We start from the raw sequence: 20,327 nt of genomic DNA, 5'->3' as shown, positions 1-20,327 counted from the left end.
CCGAGGGCCTCAGATGCAGGGGCCCTGCCCGCGCTGCGGGCACAGCTTCAGCACGCTCGACAGCGTCAACAGCAGACGCGCGCTGCGCGTCGAATTGTCGGGTGCGCGGTAGCTGAGCGGCACGGCGACGCCGAGATCGGCGCGCCAGTCGTTCGGGAAGGTGAAGCGCACCCCGGCGCCCGCCGAGGTCAGCGCCACGCCGTCGGACGGCCGGAAGCCGTCGTTCCAGGCGAGCCCGGCATCGAAGAATCCGTAGAGCTGATAGCTCGTGAGATACTGCCAGTTCGGTTTCTGCTCGAAGCGGACCTCGAACGTGCCGGCGACGCCGTTGTCGCCGCTGATCTCGGCGCTGCCATAGCCGCGGCCATAGGCGAGGCCGCCAAGATAGAACTGCTGCGAATTGTACAGCGGACCCGAGGCGAGCTGCCCGGCGGCCGCGAGCTTCAGCGACCACGCCTCGGACAAGGTCTGATAGCGTGCGAACCAGCCGTTGAAGACCGAGAAGCTCGGCGAGGCGCCCGTGCGCGAGGCGAGTGGATCGTCGAGCCGCGTCGCGCCGAACGCGTTCAGTCCCTGCCGATAGGCCAGCGTGAGATAGCTGTCGCCGCCGACATCATCCTTCCAGCGGTAGTCGGCGGTGAAGGTCAGCGTCCGGATGCGATCGCGATACCAGATGCCGAACAGGTCACGCTCGGTCACGTCGCTGAAGGCGGCCGCGAGATTGAGCTTCAGCGAGGCGCGCTGCGACTGGATCGGCGCGAGGCCGCCGCGCAGCTCGAGCGTCTCGGTCACGGTGTTGTCGTTGAACAGCCGTCTCCAGTCGCCCGGTCGCACCTCGCTATACAGCGCGGAAGCGCCGATATGCGCCCCGTCGGTGCCGACCGGCACGTCGTAGGACAGTCGCCCGAACGCGAGTTGGCGCGGATCGCCGGGAGTTGTCGACATGTTGGCCGTGAGCGTGTCGCCCGGCAGCAGATAGGAGTTGAAGGCGGCGGTGGCATAGCTCTGCCACGGGCCCACCGTCGACGAGCCGAGATTGTCGATCCCGGTAAAGCCGTAGACGTGCCAGGTCTGCAGCTCGATCACCAGGCGGAACCGGCCGGTGGTGCCGCCGATCTCTTCCAAGGAGGAATCAACCAGACGGACGCCGCCGCGGCCGTTGATCAGCAGCAACTGCCGCTCCAGGGTCTCGAGCCGGGACGGCTGCTCCGCCAGCACGGGGCCAAGCATCGGCCTGATGCCGAACTCTTCCGCGCCGGCGCCCTTCAAGGCCACTTCGGTGATGCTGCCTTCGACGATCTGGATCCGCACCCGGCCATCGCGGATGTCCTGCGGCGGGATGATCGCACGGCTGAGATGATAGCCGGCGGTGCGATACTGATCGCTGATCGCTGTCGCGATCGCAGCGAGGTCGGCCTGCGACACCGGCTTGCCGAGATAGGGCTGATAGCTCGCGGCGAGCTGCTCGGCAGGCAGCGCGGACGCCCCCGTCAGGGTGACGGCGCGCATGGTAAACAAGGGCTTGCGATCGCCGCCGCCCTGGGTCGCGAATTGCGGCGCCCGCGGCCGCGGCGGTGCCGGTTGCGTTGAGCGCGACTGCTGCTCGTCGAAATATCGCTCGGTCTGCCGCGGATCGAAGCTCGGTTGGCTGACCTGCTGCGCGTGGGCCGTCGCTGCAAACACCGCCGCCGACAGCGAAATGCCGGCGGCAAGCGCGGCTCCATGCAGCCGTCGCGAGGCGTGCGGTATGATGGCCCTGTCGCGCCAACCCGCAGCCCTTCCAGTTCGCTCAACACAACCAGCGCGCATGCCTCGTTTTTAGTTTGTTAAGGTCAATGAAGCGTAAATGCGGGAAGCAAACACGGCTGCAACTCCTAAGGGTCTCTTGAAACATTTCGATTAGTTTCAAAAGCCGCCAACGACGCGAGTTCGTGCCATGTCCTTCAAGCGCTTCCTGATACCGGCGTTAGTCGCCGCGTGCCTTTTCGGTGCAACGCCGGCCGCATTCGCGGCCGACGGTGAGCCGTGGCTGGTGAGCAAATCGTCCGGTGAGGTCTGGGTCACCACCCAGGGCGCAGCGCAGGTGTCGCTCGGTCGCGAGGACCCGCTGAAGCCAGGCGATACGATCCGCACCGGGCCGACCGGCCGCGTCCGGCTGACACGCGGCGCCGAGACGATCGTCATCGCGCCGAACTCCGAAGTCGGCCTGCCCGCCGCGCCCAAGGACGGCATGGCGACGACCATCCTGCAGCGCGCCGGCTCGATCCTGCTCGACGTCGAGAAGCGCAATGTCCAGCATTTCGAGGTCGAGACGCCCTATCTCGCCGCCGTCGTGAAGGGCACGCAGTTCAGCGTCACGATCTCAGGCCGCAGCACCAAGGTCGAGGTCAGCCGCGGCCAGGTGCAGGTGTCGGATTTCAAGACCGGCCAGATCGCCCAGGTGATGCCCGGCCAGGCCGCCACCGCCTTTGCGACCGGCCGCTCCGGCCTCAGCCTGTCCGGTTCCGGCACCTTCAGCCCGATCGAGCACGGTCGCCCGCGCGCCTCCACGATCGATCGCGTTCCGGTGCCGCGCGACGGCCTGCATCCGCCGCGCGAAGCGAAGGGGAGCGTGATCCACGCACTGAACGCCAACGGCTCGGGCGCAACGGTCGTCGCACAGCAGCATTCGGCAACGGGCCTCGGCGGCGCGAAGCCGGGTGTCGTGCGGATCTCGTCATCGATCGGCGAGGTCAACCTGAACATCCAGAAGGCGACGCGCGGCCTCGCCCATGGCGCCCACACGCCGAGCGCCGGTGCAGGACGAAGCACCGCCTGGAATGATGCGCGCGGCAACAGCGGCAATGCGACGAACAACTCGGCCACCGCGAGCGGCACGTCGGGAGATTCCTCGATCGCAGCCGCCGTCACCGCAGCGATCGGCTCACCGAGCGGCTCCGCCAGCGCCAATGCCGCCAGCAATGGCAACGGCGGCAACGGCAACAACAATGGCGGCAGTGGCAACGGCAACAACGGCCAAGGCAACAACAGCCACAGCAACAACGGTAACGGCAACGGCGGTAACGGAAACAGCGGCAACGGAAACAGCGGTAGCGGCAACGGCAACGGCAATAGCGACGACCATGGCAATGGCAGCCACGGCAACGGCAATGCCCACGCCTACGGTCACAACAAGAACTGAGGATCCGCCATCGAGCTTCACGCCGGCATGCGTGGTCATGGGGGAGCGCAGGCCAGCACGATTCCTGATGGCTCTGCGGTCGGAGTGGGATGAGATTGGGATCGCGAAAGCGGGCGTCGACGTGGCACGCAGTCATTGGGGAGAGGGCATGTTCAGGCGGTTCATGCCGCATATTCTGGTGGTCGTTGCGCTGCTGACGGTCGGCCTGTCAGGCGGCCACGAGCTGTTGAGCCAAGCTCTCGTCGATCTGCGCTTCCGCCTCGACAACCGCCCTGCCAGCGGCGAGATCGCGGTGGTCGCGATCGACCCGCGCTCGATCGAAGCCATCGGCGTTTGGCCGTGGCCGCGGACCCAGTATGCGCACCTGCTGGAGCAGTTGCAGCGCGCCGGTGTCCGCGACGTCGCCTTCGACGTCGATTTCAGCACGCCGTCCGACGCGGCCGGCGATCAGGCCTTCCTGAACGCGCTGCAGAATGCCAAGAGCTCGGTCGTGCTGCCGGTCTTCAGGCAGCTCGATGCGGCGGGGAAGGAAACCGCCATTCACCTCAACCGACCGCTGCCACAGTTCGAGCAGCTCGCATGGTCGGCCTTCGTGAACATCGAGGTGGCACGCGACGGTCGCGTCAGAAGCTACGCTTTCGGCGAAAATGATGAGACCGGCGGCGCGAAGACCTACCTGCAGTCCATGGGAGCGTTCCTCGCCGGAAGCGATGCGGTCAAGCACAGCTCGTTCCTGGTCGACTACGGCATCGATCCATCGTCCCTGCCGAGGGTGTCGTATGTCGACGTCGTCCGCGGCGACGCGGCGGCGCTGGCCAGGCTCAAGGACAAGCGGGTGATCGTCGGCGCGACCGCCATCGAGCTCGGCGACTACTACAGCGTGCCGAACGGTCGCGTTCTGCCCGGCGTCATGCTGCAGGCGCTGGCGGCCGAGTCCATCATTCAGCACCGCACCCTGCTCTCGACATCGACGACGGCCACAATGGCCGGCCTGCTGCTGATCGTCATCATCATGCTGGCGAGCTGGCGGCAGCTCTCGGCGGCGCGGCGCGCGCTGCTGATCGCCATGATCAGCGTCCTGATCGAGGCCGCGGCGCTGCTGCTGCACGACCGCTATGCCCTGGTGCTCGACACCTCGCTGCTGCAGATCGCGCTGGTCGCCTATCTCGCGGCAACGGCCCTCGACGAGATCGGCTTCCGCGGCCTGCTACGGCACGTTGCCGAGAGCCGCTTCGAGCGAATCGCGATGTCGATCGGCGACGGGCTTGTCTGCACCGACCGGGACCGGCGGATCACGGTGTGGAATCCGGGCGCCGTCGCGATCTTCGGCTACGGTGCCGACGAGATCATCGGCCAGCCCTTCGCGCGCCTGCGCGCCGACGGCAGCGACACGCATGACCTGTTTCCGCAGCAGGAGGCGGCGCTGCCGGCGACGTTGATGCCCGGCGGATCCACGATCGAGTTCGACGGCCGCCGCAAGGACGGCGAGGTGTTTCCGGTCGAGGCGAGCTTCTCCGCCTGGCAGGGCGCCGACGGCCTGCAATACGGCGTGATCCTGCGCGACATTTCGGTGCGCAAGCGCGAGGCCGAGCGCATCCGCTACCTCGCCGAGCACGACACGCTGACCGCGCTGATCAACCGCAACACGCTGCAGAGCGAGCTCGCCGCCATGATCGAGACCGCGGATGCCGCGTCCGACCGCGTGGCGCTGCTGGTGATCGGGCTCGATGCGTTCCAGCGCATCAACGACATGCTCGGCCACGCCTTCGGCGACAGCGTCTTGCGCGCGGCGGCCGAGCGGCTCCGCACCGAGATCGGCAACATGGGCCGCGTCGCCCGGCTCAGCGGCGACGAGTTCGCCGTCGCCATTCCCTGCTCCGCCATCGGCGGCACCGTGGCCGAGCTCGCCGACCATCTGTCGCAGCTGTTCGAGGCGCCGCTGGACGCGGGCACGCGTCAGCAGCGCGTCAAGGTCACCCTCGGCGTCGCCGTGCATCCCGAGGGCGGGCACTCGGCAGACGAGTTGCTCAGCAACGCGCACCTCGCCCTCTGTCGCGCCAAGATGGACCGGCCGGGCAGCCATGTGCTGTTCGAGAGCGCCATCCGCCGCGAGCTCGAGCAGCGATTGACGCTGGAGGCCGAGCTTGCGCTCGCCGTCGAGCGGAACGAATTCGAGCTGTTCTACCAGCCGCAAGTGGAGCTGTTGAACGGCCGCGTGATCGGCGCCGAGGCGCTGATCCGCTGGCGTCATCCGACGCGCGGCCTCGTGCCTCCTGGTGATTTCATTCCGGTCGTCAACACCTCGCATCTGTCCGAGGCGGTTGCGACCTGGGTCATGGCCACCGCCTGCCGGCAGGCGCGGCAATGGCAGCTCGCCGGCCACGACATCCGCGTCGGCGTCAACCTGTCGCCGTCCCAGTTCCAGTCCGGCGACCTCGCCGCCTTCGTCAGCAAGCTGCTCACGTCGACCGGCCTGTCGCCGCGCCTGCTCGAGCTCGAAGTCACCGAGGACATCCTGCTGCACGACGAACCCGGCGTGCTGCAGACGTTCAACCGGCTGCAGGCGCTCGGCGTCAGCCTGGTGTTCGACGATTTCGGCACCGGCTATGCGAGCCTGAGCTACCTGAAGAAATTCCCGCTCGATGGCCTGAAGATCGACCGCTCCTTCGTGCGTGACGTGCTGACCCAGGCCGACGACGCGGCCATCGTCGGCTCGACGGTCAGCCTCAGCAAGCAGCTCGGCCTGTCCGTGATCGCCGAGGGCATCGAGAACGAGGCGACGGCGGAGTTCCTGCTGCGGCTCGGCTGCGAGCAGGGACAGGGCTATCACTTCGGCAAGCCGATGCCGGCCACCGATTTCGAGCGTCGATTCCTGGTGGCGGGCGACGCCGACCGGCGGCAGGCCGGCGCGGCGTGAGGCAATGCCGGGTGATTGCGGCTTTGGCTTCGCGTCTCAGCCGCCGCCCTTCTTGCCGCCCTTGCCTTCGCTCTCCAGCGCCTTCCGCACCGCCTTGAACTCCTCGCGCGAGGCGGCATCGACGCGCGGAAAATGCAGATCCAGGCTTTCCAGCGCGGCGACGATGGTCGAGCCGATGACGACACGGGCGAACCATTTGTGGTCGGCCGGAACGACGTGCCACGGCGCATAGGGCGTCGAGGTGTGGCGCACGATGTCCTGATAGACCGCCTGGTAGCGGGGCCACTTGGCGCGCTCGGTGATGTCCCCCATCGAGAACTTCCAGTTCTTCGCCGGCTCCTCCAGCCGGTCGAGAAAGCGCGCGCGCTGCTCCTCCTTGGAGATGTTGAAGAAGAACTTCAGGATCACGGTGCCGTTGCGCGACAAGTAACGCTCGAAAGCGGAGATGTCCTCGAAGCGCTCGCGCCAGATGTTCTTGGTGACGAGCCTCGGCGGCAGCTTCTCGGCCTTGAGGATCTCCGGATGCACGCGCGTGACCAGGCATTCCTCGTAGTAGGAACGGTTGAAGATGCCGATGCGGCCGCGCTCGGGGAGCGCGATGGCGCTGCGCCACATGAAATCGTGATCGAGCTCCTTCGAAGTCGGCTGCTTGAACGAGGTGACCTCGCAGCCCTGCGGATTGACGCCCTCGAAGATGCTCTTGATGGCGCTGTCCTTGCCCGATGCATCCATGCCCTGCAGCAGCACCAGCACCGACCAGCGGTCCTGTGCGTACAGTTTCTCCTGGAAATCGGAGAGGCGCTGGCGGTTCTGCTCGATGATCGCCTCGCCCTGCTCCTTGTCGAGACCACCCTTGACCTTGGTCTTGTGCGATTTGAGGTGAAATCTGTGCCCGCCATCGATCCGGAACGGCGAGATGAAACCATCGAGCTCATCGGCCAGCGTGCGCGGTTTCTTGCTCATGAGGACGGCTCTCCGGGGCTGAATTGCGTTTCGAGGAAGGCGGTCACGAAGCGCGGCATCGCCGCAGTCAGATCGCTCCTGCTTCGAACCAGCCGGATCGAGCAGAGTTCCGGCTCGTCCTGGGCCGCGAGATTGGCCTCGATGCGGCGCTGCAGAGCCTCGCCCATGTCGGAGGCGTCGAGCACGCGCATCAGCGCGATCGACGCGCCGGTCACGACACAGTCCCAATGCGCCGCGGCCTGATAGTCCGATGGCGCGAGCCCGGTCTCCTCCTCGACCTCCCGCGCGACGTTGGCGGCGAGATCGAGCACGCCGTTGTTGACGTCGGCGAGATCCGGCGTGCCGGCGGGAAAATACAGCCGGCCGGCATTGGCGGTATGCACGCCCATCTCGCCGAGCACGAAGGCGCCGTCGGCGGCACGCAGCGCGCCCATGCCGAAGCCGTTGAAGGCGGAGCGATCCGGAAAGCCCCAGTCGCGCCACGCCAGCAGGCTGGCGAAATCGGTCTCGAAATAGCTCGCTTCGAACAGGCCGTCCGCGAAGCGCGGGTTACGCCCTAGCAGCACGCGACCGTTCCATAGGCCCGGCTTGGCGCGCCGGCATTCGGCGAAATGCGCCGCGATGTCGTCGCGGCGCTGATTCGCGAACGGCCACTCCCACGGCTCGACCTTGAGGTCGAGCGCGGTGACGCGGTGGATGACGACCTCGGTCATTCCCCTACTTCGTGCCCTTCGCCTGTTCGACGAACTTGTTGGTGAAGGTCTTGCTGACGTCGACATTGGCCTTGGCGACGTCGGGCGAACCGGTGCTGAACACCGCGAGCACGGCGTCGGCGCCCTTCGGGTCCATCTTGCCGGTCTGCGAGTACATCGGGATGGTGTTCTTCAGCGCCGCGAGATAGAGCGCCTTGTCCTTGCCGACCAGCTCCTCCGGCATCTTCGCCATGATCTCCTCCGGCGTATGCGAATGGATCCAGCCCAGCGTCGCCACGATGGCGTTGGTCAGCGCCTGCGTCTCCTTGTCATGGCCGGCAATCCAGGCCGCCGTCGAGTACAGCGCGCCGCCGGGATATTCGCCGCCGAACACCTCCAGCGTATCGTGCTGGGTACGGGTATCGCTGAGGATCTTGAGATCCGGATGCTTGCCCTGCAGCACGGTGACCGAGGGATCGAGCATCACGGCCGCATCGATCTGACCCTGCTCCATCGCGGCCACGGCGGTCGCGCCGAGACCGACGCCGATCACGGCCGTGCCCGACGGATCGAGGCCGTTCTTCTTCAGCATGTATTTCAGGAAGAAGTCGGTCGAGGAGCCCGGCGCGCTGACGCCGACCTTCTTGCCGGCGAGATCCTTGACCGAGCTGATCTCCTTGTTGTGCGACGGCGCCACCACCAGCACGAGGCCGGGATAGCGGTCGTAGACGACGAAGGACTGCATCTCCTGCTTCTTGGCCGCGAGATTGACGCAGTGATCGAAATAGCCGGAGACGACGTCGGCGCTGCCGCCGAGCACGGCCTTCAGCGCATCCGAGCCGCCCTTGAGGTCGACCAGCTCGACCTCAAGCCCGGCCTTCTCGTATTCGCCGAGCTGCTTGGCCAGCACGGTCGGCAGATAGCACAGGCAGGCGCCGCCCCCGATTGCGATCGTGACCTTGGTGGCAGCGCTGGCGAGACCGGTGCTTAGCGTCAGCGCCAGCAGCGCGCCGGTGACCCGGCCCAACATCTTGTTCATTGATTTCCTCCGTTCATGTTATCGGTCAGATTAGGCGTGTGTGCTGTGAATGAGAAGGCCGCCCCGAATTGCCGCTGTCGTCCCGGCGAACGCTGGGACCCATACCGCGTGATGTCGCGGTTGGAGAAGACTGGTCATCGCGCGTACCACAAACGACGTCCTGTGGTTATGGGTCCCCGCATTCGCGGGGACGACAGCGGTGGGCGTGGAAGCACCGCGCCCATCATCGCCCATCCGCCGCATCCGGGCGCCAGACCAGCAGCCGACGCTCCACCAGCGTGACACAGATGTCGATCAGGATGACGAACGCCGACAGCACGAACATGCCGGCAAATACGCCGGCGACGTCGAAGATGCCTTCGGCCTGCTGGATCAGATAGCCGAGGCCGGCCGCGGAGCCGAGATATTCGCCGACGACAGCGCCGACGACGGCGAAGCCGACCGACGTGTGCAGCGACGAAAACATCCACGACAGCGCCGACGGCCAATAGACGTGGCGCATCAGTTGCCGCTCGCTCATGCCGAGCATGCGGGCATTGTCGCGCACCACGGTCGAGACCTCCTTGACGCCCTGATAGACGTTGAAGAACACGATGAAGAACACCAGCGTCACGCCGAGCGCGACCTTGGACCAGATGCCGAGGCCGAGCCACAGCGTGAAGATCGGCGCCAGCACCACGCGCGGCAGCGCATTGGCCATCTTGACGTAGGGATCGAACACCGCGGCCACCAGCGGCTTGCGCGCGAACCAGAAGCCGACCAGCACGCCGCCGAGCGAGCCGATCGCGAACGCCAGGATCGACTCCCACAGCGTGATCGCGAGGTGCTTCCAGATCGCGCCGGTGGCGAACCATTTGACGACCTGCGCGAATACGTCGACCGGGTTGGAGAAGAAGAATGGCGGAAGCCAGATGCGTCCAAACACCGGCACGGTGGCGAGCAGTTGCCACAGCGCAATCGCGACGACGGCGACCAGCAATTGCAGCGCAAGCAGACCGAGACGCGACATCACGCTGCTCCATGCGGTGTGGTGGGTACGAAGGTGAAGCCTCTCACGCCGCTCTGCTCCCCTCCCCCTTGCGGGGAGGGGTTGGGGGTGGGGGTGCCACGAGCACCAATCTTTGCTGGGTACCCCCCACCCCAACCCTCCCCCGCAAGGGGGGAGGGAGCGCACCGCCGTGGCCGAGAAGGAAGCGCGCGACAGCTCAAGCCCTGCAAACGCCCCGTCACACTGCCTCCGCCTGCTTGTAGGTCTTCTCGACCTCGGCCTTCAGCGTCTGCCAGATCTCGCGGTGCAGCTCGTGGAACTCGTGCTTCATGCGCACCTCGAAGATGTCGCGCGGGCGCGGCAGCGTGACGCGCCAGTCGCCGATGATGCGCGAGGCCGGCCCCGCCGACATGATGACGACGCGGTCGGCGAGCGCGATCGCCTCCTCGAGATCATGGGTCACGAACAGCACCGCCTTGCGGTCGGCATTCCAGAGATCGAGCAGCAGATTGCCCATGATCTGCCGCGTCTGCGCGTCCAGCGGCCCGAACGGCTCGTCCATCAGGATGATACGCGGATTGCGGATCAGCACCTGGGCAAGGCCGACGCGCTTGCGCTGGCCGCCCGACAGCATGTGCGGATAGCGGTTGCCGAATGCGCCAAGGCCGACCGAGGTCAGCCATTGCTGCGCCTTGGCGGCCGCATCCTTCGATGCTGTGCCCGCGACCTCCAGCCCGATCGCGACGTTCTCCAGCGCGGTCTTCCATGGGAACAGCGCATCGGCCTGGAACAGGTAGCCGGCGTCGCGATTGAGGCCGGCCAGCGGCTGGCCGAAGATCCGCACGCTGCCGGCCGCCGGCTTCAGCAGGCCCGCCGCCACGTTGAGAAGGGTGGATTTGCCGCAGCCGGTCGGCCCGACGATGGCGACGAACTCGCCGTCGGCGACGCTGAGATCCGCCGTCTCGACGGCGGTGTAGGTGCGTCCGCCGGCGAGACGGAATGCCACCGTCGTTCGCTCCAGCGCGACCGCGGCGGCCGTGGGCATCGTCACGTCCAAGTTCCTCCCCCGAGAATGGCCGGGACGGCTTAGCCGCTTGCGGGGCGAAGTTCAACGCGGCGGCCGGACGTGCTAGGTGTTCTGCCTGAGCCCAAGGCCAACCGTTCCACAAGGCCGCATGCAGCGCACGCCGTTCATCGTCTACGCCAATGTCCGCAAGAGTTTCCCCGGCGCGGCAGGCGCTGTGACCGCGGTCGACGGCGTATCGCTGGAGATCGCCGAGGGTGAGTTCCTGGCAATCGTGGGCGGCTCCGGCTCGGGCAAGACCACGCTGCTGCGGCTGACCAACCGCCTGATCGAGCTGGACGGCGGCACGATCCGGATTGCCGGCGAGGATATCGCTGGCCTCGATCCTGTCAGCCTGCGTCGCCGGGTTGGCAATGTGTTCCAGAACGGGGCGCTGTTTCCGCACATGACGGTTGCCGCCAATATCGGCATCACCCCCAGGCTGCTGGGGACCCCGCCGGCCGAGATCGCCACGCGCGTCGACGAGCTGCTCGACCTCGTCCAGCTCGACCGCAAGGCGCATCGCGACCGGCTGCCGCACGAGCTCTCCGGCGGCCAGCGCCAGCGTGTCGGCGTCGCCCGCGCGCTCGCGGCGCGGCCGCGCATCGTGCTGATGGACGAGCCGTTCGGCGCGCTCGATCCGCTGACGCGCGATGCGCTCGGCGGCGACTATCGCGCGCTGCACGACAAGCTCGCGCTGACCACGATCATGATCACGCATGACATCACCGAGGCGCTGCTGCTCGCCGACCGCATCGCGGTGATGCGCGGCGGACGCCTCGTCGAGGTCGGCACGCCGGCCGAGCTCGCGGCCAGCCGCGACCCCTACGTGACGGAGCTGATGACGACGCCGCGGCGGCAGGCGGCGCGGCTGGTGGCGCTGCTGCCCGACAGCGGGGCGGCATGAGCGTCCTGTCGGATCCACGCTTCGCCGAGGCGCTGTCGCATCTCGCCGACTATCTCGGCAGCCATCTGCGCGTCAGCATCGCGGCGCTCGCGCTCGGTCTCGCCATCAGCTTCCCGCTCGCGCTCGTCGCGCGCAATCGCCCTGCCCTGCGCAATCTGCTGCTCGGCGTCGCCAGCGTGGTGCAGACGGTGCCGGGACTGGCGCTGCTGGCGCTGTTCTATCCGCTGCTGCTGGCGCTGGCGGCACTGAGCTTGCGCTGGTTCGGCCTGTCGTTCTCGGCCTTCGGCTTCCTGCCGGCCATGCTGGCGCTGGCGCTGTATTCGATGTTGCCCGTGTTGCGCAACACCATCACCGGGCTGAACGGCGTCGACGCCAGCCTGATTGAGGCCGCCAAGGGCGTCGGCATGACCGAGCGCCAGGCGCTGACGATGGTGGAGCTGCCGCTGGCGCTGCCGGTCATCATGGCCGGCATCCGCACCGCGGCGGTGTGGGTGATCGGCACCGCGACCTTGTCGACGCCGATCGGCCAGACCTCGCTCGGCAACTACATCTTTGCCGGATTGCAGACCCAGAACTGGGTGCTGGTCGTGTTCGGCTGCGTCGCCGCCGCGGTGCTGGCGCTTGCGGTCGATCAGTTGCTAGCGCTGATCGAGCATGGCTTGCGCACGCGCAGCCGCGCCCGCGTGGGCCTCGGCACCGCGACGATCGCGCTGATGGTCGGTGCCAGCCTGCTGCCCTCGCTCGCCGGCACGTCCGCGCGCTACGTGATCGGCGCCAAGACCTTCACCGAACAATATGTGCTGTCGGCGCTGCTCAGCGAACGGCTGCAGGCGGCAGGCCTCACGGCCACATCCCGCGCCGGCCTCGGCTCCAGCGTCATCTATGGTGCGCTCAAGAGCGGCGACATCGATCTCTATGTCGAGTATTCCGGCACGCTGTGGGCGAACCAGTTCCACCACACGGAGCAGCTGCCGCGCGTCGCACTGCTCGATGCGTTGAAGCAGGATCTCGCCAAGGACAAGGTCACCCTGCTCGGCGAGCTCGGCTTCGAGAACGCCTATGCGCTGGTGATGCCGCGCAAGAAGGCGGAAGCCCTCGGCATCCGCTCGATCGCCGACCTCGCGCGCCATGCCTCCGAGATGTCGATCGCCGGCGACTACGAGTTCTTCTCGCGCCCGGAATGGGCGGCCCTGCGCGACGCCTATGGTCTCGCCTTCCGCGCCCAGCGCCAGATGCAGCCGGACTTCATGTATGCGGCAGTCGCGTCCGGCGAGGTCGACGTCATCGCCGGCTACACCAGCGACGGGCTGATCGCGAAATACGACCTCGTCGTGCTCGACGATCCCAAGCAGGCGATCCCGCCTTACGACGCGATCCTGCTGCTGTCGCCGAAGCGCGCCGAGGACCGCGCATTGCAGGATGCGTTACGGCCGCTGCTCGGCCGCATCGACATCGCGACCATGCAGCAGGCCAATCTGCGCGCTTCCGGTAGTGACGCACAGTCCTCGCCGCAGGCGGTGGCGCGCTGGCTGTGGAGCAAGATCGCGAAGTAAGCCTTCGCCTTCGCAGCACGTCATTGCGAGGCGCGTAGCGCCGAAGCAATCCAGAGTCCTTGCGGAGCCCTGGATTGCTTCGCTTCGCTCGCAATGACGGCGGTGGTTGGCGCTGCGACCGCCGCACCAATCAGCTGGGCACGCTCACATCCCCGGCTCGATCGGCTTCTCCACCGCGCCGCCATTCTCGGCCCAGTCCTTGAACGCGCCGACGTTGAACACCTTGTCGTAGCCGAGATCCTTCAGCGTCTTGCCCGACAGCGCCGAGCGGCCGCCCGAGGCGCAATACAGGATCACGCTCTTGTCCTTGGCGAAATTCTTGTCGTGATAGGGCGAGTCCGGATCGGCGCGGAATTCGAGCATGCCGCGCGAAACGTGCACGGCGCCGGCAATCTTGCCGCTCTTCTCGACCTCCGGCGCATCGCGCACGTCGACGATGAGGGTGTTGCCCTTGGCGATCATGGCCTGCGCCTCGGCCGGCGTGATCTTCGGAACCGCGGCGTTGGCGGCTTCCAGCATCTGCTTGACTGATGTCGACATCGATTGGCCTCCCGGACGTTGAGGCGGCACCGGTAGCGGGCCTCCACCCGCGTCACAAGCCACGATCGGGCGAGCATCGCGCGTGGCCACCGCACGTCCGACATTTGTCCACATAGTGGACGTTTAATCATTACATCTACAAATATATGGACTCTCCAAAATTCCTGGATCATTCTCCGCCGCATGCCCGCACCTCCACGATCCGCCCTCGCCGTCCGCAATCGCGCCCTCGAAACGATGCTGGCCGACAGCGCCGGCGACGCCGCCTTTGCCACCACGCTGGCCAAGGGCCTCATCGTGCTGGAGGCGTTCGGGACGGAATCTCCCGTGCTCGGAAACATGGACATATCGGTGCGCACCGGAATTCCGCGGCCTACGGTCGCCCGGCTGACCCACACGCTCACTGAGCTCGGCTATCTCTCCTTCGACCAGGACCTCGCGAAATATCGCCTTGGTGTCCGCGCGCTGCGGATGGCGCATCCGCTGCTCGCCGACATGCCGTTCCGGCAGCTCGCACGACCGTTGATGCAGGATTTTGCCGCCAGCGTGCGCGGCACCGTCTCGATCGGCCTGCTCGACGGCAACGCCGTGGTGTATGTCGAGACGGCGCGCTCCGGCGATGTCGGGCCGCACGTTCCCGACATCGGCATGCCGATCACCGTGGTCGCGACCGCGATGGGACGCGCGGCGGCCGCGATCCTGCCTCCAGCCGAAGCCGCGCGCTTCGACGCGCAGCTCGCCGCCGACGATGCCAGGCAATGGGCCAGCTTCCGCACGCTCTATTTCGGCGGCATCACGCAATGTGCCGAGCGCGGCTTCTGCACCTGTGTCGGCGAATACATGCCCGCGATTCACGCCGTCGCTGCGCCGCTGCATTACGCGAACAGCTCCGGCCGCGCCTTCGCGATCAATTGCGGCATTCCCGCTTTCCGGCTGCAGCCGGGTCAGCTCGAGGCCGAGATCGGTCCGCGCATCACGGCGCTCGCCGCCAGCATCCGGGCGCTCATCAACGAAGCCGAGCCCGAGATCATCAGGCGCGCGCCGGAGCCGGCGCTTGCGGCCGAAGCCGGCTGAGACAGGTGCATCACGACATGGCCGGGCCACTCCAGGGTTTGCGCGTTCTGGACATCGCGACGATCATCGCCGCACCGTTCGCTGCGACGCTGCTCGCCGACTACGGCGCCGAGGTTCTGAAGATCGAGATGCCGGGCCATGGCGACGGTGTCCGCACCTTTCCGCCGTTCAAGGACGGCAAGCCGCTGTGGTGGAAGACCGCCAACCGCAACAAGAGCCTCGCGACGCTCGACCTGCGCACGCCGGAGGGGCTCGCGCTGTTCAAGCGGCTGCTGCCGCGCTTCGACGTCCTGATCGAGAACTTCCGCCCCGGCACCCTCGACCGCTGGGGCCTGACGAAAGAGGTGCTGTGGTCGATCCAGCCGCGCCTCGTCATCCTGCGCGCCACCGCATTCGGCCAGGACGGGCCGTACCGCGACCGTCCGGGCTTTGCCCGCATCTTCGAGGCGATGGGCGGGCTCACCTACATCACCGGCGAGGCCGAGGGCGAGCCGACCCATCCGGGCTATCCGATCGGCGATGCCATCGGCGGCGCGTTCGGCGCACTCGGCGTGCTGGCAGCGTTGTGGAAGCGGGCTGTTGATCCCGGGGCGCCGGGCGAGGAGATCGACCTGGCGCTGACGGAGGCCGTGTTCCGGCTGCTCGACGTGCTGCCGGTCGAGCACGACCAGCTCGGCTTCAGCCGCAGCCGGATCGGCAATGCCAACGGCTACTCGGCGCCGGCCGCGGTCTATCGCACCCGCGACGATCGCTGGGTGACGCTCGCCGGCTCGACCAACGCGCTCTACGCCGCCAATTGTCGCGCGATCGATCGTCCTGACCTGATCGAGGATCCGCGCTTCGCGAACAATGCCTCGCGGGTGAAGCATGCGGCCGAACTCAACGCGATCTTCGCCGCCTGGTGCGCCGCGCATGACCTGGATGATGTCGTCGCCCGCTTCACCGCGGCCAAGGGAACGATCGCGCCGATCTACGCGATCGACCAGATCGCGACTGATCCGCAGGCGATCGCGCGCGAGATGATCACGCGCGTGCCCGACCGCGATTTCGGCTCGGTGGCGATGTCGAACGTCGTGCCGCGCTTTGGCAACGATCCCGCCACGCTGCGCCATGCCGCCGGCGACGTCGGCCAGGACAACCGCGAGATCTACCAGGGCTGGCTCGGACTATCAGACCAGGAGATGGACGATCTCGCCCGCAGGAAGGTGATCTGACGCGGCGCGAGCAAAGACGACAAGGCGCGGCGAAGAACGCGCCGGAGCAGCCCGGACAACGGATGCAGCAGACAGGGAGACGCGCGATGAGACAACCGACGATGACGCGCCGCGGCCTGCTCGGCGCAGGAGCCGCGCTGGCGCTGGGCAACGGCCCTCTCGCACGCGCCGAGGGCGACTGGCCGACCCGCATGGTGCGGCTGATCTGTCCCTATGGCGCGGGCGGTGCCAGCGACATCTCGCTGCGCCTCCTGGCGTTGGAGTTCGAGCACCATCTCGGCCAGCAGTTCATCATCGAGAACAAGCCGGGCGCCGGCAGCCGCATCGCCAACGACCTCGTCGCCCGCGCCGCACCCGACGGCTACACCCTGCTCTACGCCGCCGCGCCCTACGTCACCGCCGAAGCGCTGTTCGGCAAGCTGACCTACGATCCGGTGAAGGACTTGCGCCCCGTGGCCGGCACGGTCGTTGCGCCGATCTTCCTGATGATCAGCGCCAACGCGCCGTTCAAGACGCTGGCCGAGCTGATCGCCTACGGCAAGTCCAAGCCCGAGGGCCTGACCTTCGCCTCGCCGGGTGCCGGCTCGCAGCCGCATCTCGCGGCCGAGCTGCTGTTCCGCGACGCCAAGGTGACCGGCCTCAACATTCCCTTCCGCGGCGACTCGATGGCCTACACCGAGCTGCTCGCCGGCCGCGTCGATGCGACGCTGACCGCGATCAGCACCGCGCTGCCCTACATCCAGGCCGGCCAGTTCCGCGTGCTCGGCGTCGCCGCCACCGAGCCCAGCGCGATCTATCCGCAGGCGCCGACCCTGCGCGAGCAGGGCCTGCCGAACGTGGTCGCGTCGGGCTGGTACGGCTTCATGGCGCCGGGCGCGACGCCGCAGCCGATCGTCGACCGGCTGTCGCGCGAGATCCTCGCCGATCTCGCCGCACCCGAGGTGAAGCAGAAGCTGCTCGCCCAGGGGCTCGATCCGCAGCCGCGCGACGCTGCAGCGTTCGGCCAGTTCATCGCCGACGAAACCAAGAAGTGGAGCGCGGTCATCCGCGACGCCGCCATCAAGGCCGAGTGAGTTTCACAAAAGATATTCAGGGAGTGGATGTGATGAGGATTGGGACCACCGCGCTGGCCGCGCTTGCTCTGCTGTCGCTCGCGGCAACCGCGCCGGCGCTGGCCGCCGAGAAGAAGTACGATACCGGCGCCAGCGACAGCGAGATCAAGGTCGGGCAGACCGTGCCGCTGAGCGGCCCGGCGTCGGCCTATGCCACCATCGGCAAGGCGCAGGCCGCCTATATGAAGATGATCAACGACCAGGGCGGCGTGAACGGGCGCAAGATCAACCTGATCCAGTATGACGACGCCTATTCACCGCCGAAGACGGTCGAGCAGGTGCGCAAGCTGGTCGAGAGCGACGAGGTGCTGCTGACGTTCCAGATCATCGGCACCGCACCGAATGTCGCCGTGCAGAAATATCTCAACACGAAGAAGGTGCCGCAGCTGTTCGCGGCCACCGGCGCCTCGCGCTTCACCGATCCCAAGCATTTTCCTTGGACGATGGGATTCAATCCGAGCTACGTCGTCGAAGGCCGCATCTACGGCCAATACATCCTCAAGACCTATCCCGACGCCAAGATCGGCGTGCTCTACCAGAACGACGATCTCGGCCGCGACTATCTCGCCGGCCTGAAGGCCGGGCTGGGCGACAAGGCCGCCAAGATGATCGTCGCCGAGACCTCCTACGAGATCACCGAGCCCACGATCGACTCGCAGATTCTGAAGCTGAAGGATGCTGGCGCCGACCTGCTGTTCAGCGCCTCGACGCCGAAGCAGGCCGCGCAGGCGATCAGGAAGGTCGCCGAGCTCGGCTGGAAGCCGGTCCACATCGTCGACATCAACGCCAATTCGATGGGCGCCACCCTGAAGCCCGCCGGGCTCGAGAATGCCAAGGGTCTGATCAGCGTCGGCTACGTCAAGGATCCGCTCGAAGAAGGCTTCAAGAACGACCCCGGCGTACAGCGCTATCTCGCCTTCATGGAGAAGTACTATCCCGACGGCGACAAGGGCTCGAACTTCAACGTCTATGGCTACATCACCGCCGAGCTCCTGGTCCAGGTGCTGAAGCAGTGCGGCGACGAGCTGACGCGAGAGAACGTGCTGAAGCAGGCCACTAACCTCAACCGTGTCGAGCTCGGCATGCTGCTGCCCGGCATCAGCATCACGACCTCGCCGACGGACTATCGCGTCAACAAGCAGTTGCAGATGATCCAGTTCGACGGCGCGCACTGGCAGAACATCGGCGGCATCGTCACCGACACGGCGGCGGAGTAGCAGCGGGCGTTGCAAACACGTTGCCCGGCCGACCTTGGCGTCGGCCGGTCACAGCCCCCGGATCAGCTCGGCGTCGATCAGCATGCGGTTGAAGCGGCGCGCCTCGGCGCCGTCGCCGCAGGCGTAGAACACGCCCTTGCAGCGGAGCATGATCTCCTTCTGCTCGGCAAAGGACGGATCGAGCGGAATGCCGGCCGCCTCCAAGGTGACCAGCGGCAGATAGGCGGCGTCGATCCGATCCATCACGACCGCGCTCTGGCGCGGCTCGAAATTGACGGCATCGACGGCGTAATAGGTCTGATAATAGCGTGGATCGTAGCTCTCGAGCTTCTCGCCGATGCCGGCCTCGTCGAGCTTGGGATCGAGAATGTGCGGCGAGAACTCCGGCTGGTGATCGCCGTAGCGCACGATCAGGAACGGCTGGTCGCCGAAGCGCTTCTTCAGGCTGGCGAGGAAGCGCTGATAGTCCGTCGCGCTCATCGCCTGGCGGCGCAGATACTCATCGATCGAAGGCAGATTGCCGGGCGCTCGCCAGGACGGCGTCAGGTCGGGCCGGAACGTCGTCTCCCACGGGAAATGGTTGGCGGCGAGATAGACGAACATGAACAGCGGCTTTCCGCGCGGCCGGTGCTGCATTAGATCGAGCGCGGCATCGTAGAAGAAGCCGTCGGGCTCGACGCCCTTGGCGCCGAGATCGCGCGCGTCGAGAAAACGATCGACGCCGACCGTGGTCTGGAAGCTGCGCGCGCTCATGAAGGCACCCTGCGCGGGATAGAGCGACACCGTGTCGTAGCCGCAATTGCGCAGCGCCAGCGGCAAGCCGCGCTCGACCCGGCCGGACGCGATCCGGGTCACGAAATAGGCGAAGCGGCCGAACGAGCGCGACGACAAGCCGGCCAGCACGTTGTACTCGGTGAACCAGCTCGGTCCGCCATTGCTCTCGGCCATGAACTGCCGCGCCTTGCCGTCGAACGACTTGAAGTGGCTGCCATAGCCATCCGGCACCTTGATGCCTGGCGCCGAGCGGATGTCGAAGCTGGATTCGTCGTGGATCAGCACGATATTCGGCCGGCGCGCGGCCGGATGACAGGAATCCGGGACGAAGGCAGCCAGACTTCGATCAGCCGTGGCGTCGGATTCCATGAAGCCGTTGGCGACGAAGTCCGACACCGCCGTGACGCCGGAGCGGGCGAATTTCGACAGATAGCCGTCGTCATAATAGCCGCGCCAGGTCTCGTCGCGCCAGTTGAGCGAATACAGCGTGAGCGCAGCAAGGCAGGCGAGCTTGCCGGCCAGCGCCGGCAGCCGCGCGATCCGGAACGGATCCGCCCACCACAGCAGCCCCATCAGCGGCAGCACAACGGCGGCCGCCACCAGCACCGACAGCTTCAGGTTCGGGAAGATCGTGAACAGGAACGCCGCGCTGTCGTGGTCGATCAGCATCACGTCGACGAAGTTCGCCGTCATCTGGACCACGGCGTGCTTGAGCTGCGACAGCAGCACCAGCACCACGACCATGGTCAACGCCAACGCGCCGGACACCGCGGGCCGCCGCAGCAGCACCAGCCAGAAGCAGTTCAGGATGCCCCAGGCCAGCACGAAGCCGAGCCGCGAGCCGAAATCGGTCTCGGTGTGCAGCATCAGGGCCAGCGCCGCGACATGCGGCGCGGCGACGGCGGACAGCCGGACGGCCGCGGAGCGTGTTGCGCTCGCCGCGGCGAGCGTGGTGATCGGTTGGTCGTTCGGGGTCAGTGACATCAGGCGGTCGAATGCAGGCGCCCTTCGCCGGCGCATGCCGACAGATCAAGGAAGCCTATCCTGTCATCCGACCGTAATGAAATCGTCACAAATCACAACAGCCCGGATT

General features: G+C 66.8%; 16 protein-coding genes. 8 read left to right on the top strand and 8 right to left on the bottom strand.

What is annotated here, in order from left to right; translation table 11 throughout:
- Positions 1–9 precede the first annotated feature (9 nt).
- Positions 10–1,809: a ShlB/FhaC/HecB family hemolysin secretion/activation protein gene (locus tag QX070_RS10835; RefSeq protein WP_315736921.1), complete on the bottom strand. Its 1,800-nt coding sequence runs from the start codon at positions 1,807–1,809 to the stop codon at positions 10–12.
- Between the two features lie 127 nt (positions 1,810–1,936).
- Here QX070_RS10835 and QX070_RS10830 point away from each other — a divergent pair, with 127 nt between their 5' ends.
- Positions 1,937–3,181, top strand: coding sequence for a FecR family protein (locus QX070_RS10830; RefSeq protein ID WP_315736920.1), 1,245 nt, complete (start codon positions 1,937–1,939; stop codon positions 3,179–3,181).
- 148 nt (positions 3,182–3,329) lie between these two features.
- Positions 3,330–6,098: an EAL domain-containing protein gene (locus tag QX070_RS10825; RefSeq protein WP_315736919.1), complete on the top strand. Its 2,769-nt coding sequence runs from the start codon at positions 3,330–3,332 to the stop codon at positions 6,096–6,098.
- A gap of 36 nt (positions 6,099–6,134) precedes the next feature.
- On the opposite strand, the gene QX070_RS10820 is transcribed toward QX070_RS10825, so the two are convergent.
- The 5 genes from QX070_RS10820 to QX070_RS10800 form a co-directional block, all read right to left on the bottom strand.
- The gene (locus QX070_RS10820; RefSeq protein WP_315736918.1) at positions 6,135–7,061 is read right to left on the bottom strand and encodes a polyphosphate kinase 2 family protein; all 927 of its coding nucleotides are present in this window, start codon (positions 7,059–7,061) and stop codon (positions 6,135–6,137) included.
- A complete protein-coding gene (locus tag QX070_RS10815) occupies positions 7,058–7,774 on the bottom strand; it encodes an NUDIX hydrolase (RefSeq protein WP_315736917.1) in 717 nt (238 codons plus the stop codon). The genes QX070_RS10820 and QX070_RS10815 overlap by 4 nt, the downstream gene beginning before the upstream one ends.
- Positions 7,775–7,778: 4 nt before the next feature.
- A complete protein-coding gene (locus tag QX070_RS10810; protein ID WP_315736915.1) occupies positions 7,779–8,792 on the bottom strand; it encodes an ABC transporter substrate-binding protein in 1,014 nt (337 codons plus the stop codon).
- 223 nt (positions 8,793–9,015) lie between these two features.
- Positions 9,016–9,801: an ABC transporter permease gene (locus QX070_RS10805; RefSeq protein WP_315736914.1), complete on the bottom strand. Its 786-nt coding sequence runs from the start codon at positions 9,799–9,801 to the stop codon at positions 9,016–9,018.
- 217 nt (positions 9,802–10,018) lie between these two features.
- Positions 10,019–10,825: an ABC transporter ATP-binding protein gene (locus tag QX070_RS10800; protein WP_315737078.1), complete on the bottom strand. Its 807-nt coding sequence runs from the start codon at positions 10,823–10,825 to the stop codon at positions 10,019–10,021.
- Positions 10,826–10,955: 130 nt separating this feature from the next.
- Between QX070_RS10800 and QX070_RS10795 the strand changes: the two genes are divergently transcribed.
- Together QX070_RS10795 and QX070_RS10790 are read left to right on the top strand one after the other, a co-directional pair.
- A complete protein-coding gene (locus tag QX070_RS10795; protein ID WP_315736912.1) occupies positions 10,956–11,750 on the top strand; it encodes an ABC transporter ATP-binding protein in 795 nt (264 codons plus the stop codon).
- Positions 11,747–13,303, top strand: a complete 1,557-nt coding sequence (locus QX070_RS10790; protein WP_315736911.1) for a glycine betaine ABC transporter substrate-binding protein — start codon at positions 11,747–11,749, stop codon at positions 13,301–13,303. Before QX070_RS10795 ends, QX070_RS10790 begins: the two co-directional genes overlap by 4 nt.
- A 144-nt stretch (positions 13,304–13,447) precedes the next feature.
- Here the strand turns inward: QX070_RS10790 and QX070_RS10785 are convergent, their stop codons facing one another.
- A complete protein-coding gene (locus QX070_RS10785) occupies positions 13,448–13,843 on the bottom strand; it encodes a rhodanese-like domain-containing protein (RefSeq protein ID WP_315736910.1) in 396 nt (131 codons plus the stop codon).
- Between the two features lie 183 nt (positions 13,844–14,026).
- Here QX070_RS10785 and QX070_RS10780 point away from each other — a divergent pair, with 183 nt between their 5' ends.
- The 4 genes from QX070_RS10780 (at position 14,027) to QX070_RS10765 (ending at position 18,460) form a co-directional block, all read left to right on the top strand.
- Complete coding sequence (locus QX070_RS10780) at positions 14,027–14,917, top strand: IclR family transcriptional regulator (RefSeq protein ID WP_315736908.1); 891 nt, start codon at positions 14,027–14,029, stop codon at positions 14,915–14,917.
- A gap of 17 nt (positions 14,918–14,934) precedes the next feature.
- Positions 14,935–16,131 carry a CoA transferase gene (locus QX070_RS10775; protein WP_315736906.1) on the top strand — a complete coding sequence of 399 codons (1,197 nt, stop codon included), beginning with the start codon at positions 14,935–14,937 and terminating at the stop codon, positions 16,129–16,131.
- A gap of 86 nt (positions 16,132–16,217) precedes the next feature.
- Positions 16,218–17,204 (top strand): tripartite tricarboxylate transporter substrate binding protein, encoded by a 987-nt coding sequence (locus tag QX070_RS10770; protein WP_315736905.1) that lies wholly within the window; start codon positions 16,218–16,220, stop codon positions 17,202–17,204.
- A gap of 32 nt (positions 17,205–17,236) precedes the next feature.
- A complete protein-coding gene (locus tag QX070_RS10765) occupies positions 17,237–18,460 on the top strand; it encodes an ABC transporter substrate-binding protein (protein WP_315736904.1) in 1,224 nt (407 codons plus the stop codon).
- Between the two features lie 48 nt (positions 18,461–18,508).
- Here the strand turns inward: QX070_RS10765 and QX070_RS10760 are convergent, their stop codons facing one another.
- Positions 18,509–20,218 carry a sulfatase-like hydrolase/transferase gene (locus QX070_RS10760; RefSeq protein WP_315736903.1) on the bottom strand — a complete coding sequence of 570 codons (1,710 nt, stop codon included), beginning with the start codon at positions 20,216–20,218 and terminating at the stop codon, positions 18,509–18,511.
- Positions 20,219–20,327: the final 109 nt, after the last annotated feature.

The sequence above is a fragment of the Bradyrhizobium sp. SZCCHNR1093 genome, assembly GCF_032381175.1.
Classification (GTDB): domain Bacteria; phylum Pseudomonadota; class Alphaproteobacteria; order Rhizobiales; family Xanthobacteraceae; genus Bradyrhizobium.
The sequence above is the reverse complement of the archived record's forward strand: the minus strand, read 5'-3'. Positions and strand labels throughout refer to the sequence as shown.

What these genes read in the sequence shown, in the direction of transcription:
- QX070_RS10795 (WP_315736912.1), top strand. Translation starts at nt 10,956, where the DNA reads ATGCAGCGCACGCCGTTCATCGTCTACGCCAATGTCCGCAAGAGTTTC.
- QX070_RS10760 (WP_315736903.1), bottom strand. Translation starts at nt 20,218, where the DNA reads ATGTCACTGACCCCGAACGACCAACCGATCACCACGCTCGCCGCGGCG.
- QX070_RS10785 (WP_315736910.1), bottom strand. Translation starts at nt 13,843, where the DNA reads ATGTCGACATCAGTCAAGCAGATGCTGGAAGCCGCCAACGCCGCGGTT.
- QX070_RS10790 (WP_315736911.1), top strand. Translation starts at nt 11,747, where the DNA reads ATGAGCGTCCTGTCGGATCCACGCTTCGCCGAGGCGCTGTCGCATCTC.
- QX070_RS10830 (WP_315736920.1), top strand. Translation starts at nt 1,937, where the DNA reads ATGTCCTTCAAGCGCTTCCTGATACCGGCGTTAGTCGCCGCGTGCCTT.
- QX070_RS10825 (WP_315736919.1), top strand. Translation starts at nt 3,330, where the DNA reads ATGTTCAGGCGGTTCATGCCGCATATTCTGGTGGTCGTTGCGCTGCTG.
- QX070_RS10780 (WP_315736908.1), top strand. Translation starts at nt 14,027, where the DNA reads ATGCCCGCACCTCCACGATCCGCCCTCGCCGTCCGCAATCGCGCCCTC.
- QX070_RS10775 (WP_315736906.1), top strand. Translation starts at nt 14,935, where the DNA reads ATGGCCGGGCCACTCCAGGGTTTGCGCGTTCTGGACATCGCGACGATC.
- QX070_RS10770 (WP_315736905.1), top strand. Translation starts at nt 16,218, where the DNA reads ATGAGACAACCGACGATGACGCGCCGCGGCCTGCTCGGCGCAGGAGCC.
- QX070_RS10815 (WP_315736917.1), bottom strand. Translation starts at nt 7,774, where the DNA reads ATGACCGAGGTCGTCATCCACCGCGTCACCGCGCTCGACCTCAAGGTC.
- QX070_RS10835 (WP_315736921.1), bottom strand. Translation starts at nt 1,809, where the DNA reads ATGCGCGCTGGTTGTGTTGAGCGAACTGGAAGGGCTGCGGGTTGGCGC.
- QX070_RS10820 (WP_315736918.1), bottom strand. Translation starts at nt 7,061, where the DNA reads ATGAGCAAGAAACCGCGCACGCTGGCCGATGAGCTCGATGGTTTCATC.
- QX070_RS10810 (WP_315736915.1), bottom strand. Translation starts at nt 8,792, where the DNA reads ATGAACAAGATGTTGGGCCGGGTCACCGGCGCGCTGCTGGCGCTGACG.
- QX070_RS10805 (WP_315736914.1), bottom strand. Translation starts at nt 9,801, where the DNA reads ATGTCGCGTCTCGGTCTGCTTGCGCTGCAATTGCTGGTCGCCGTCGTC.
- QX070_RS10765 (WP_315736904.1), top strand. Translation starts at nt 17,237, where the DNA reads ATGAGGATTGGGACCACCGCGCTGGCCGCGCTTGCTCTGCTGTCGCTC.
- QX070_RS10800 (WP_315737078.1), bottom strand. Translation starts at nt 10,825, where the DNA reads ATGCCCACGGCCGCCGCGGTCGCGCTGGAGCGAACGACGGTGGCATTC.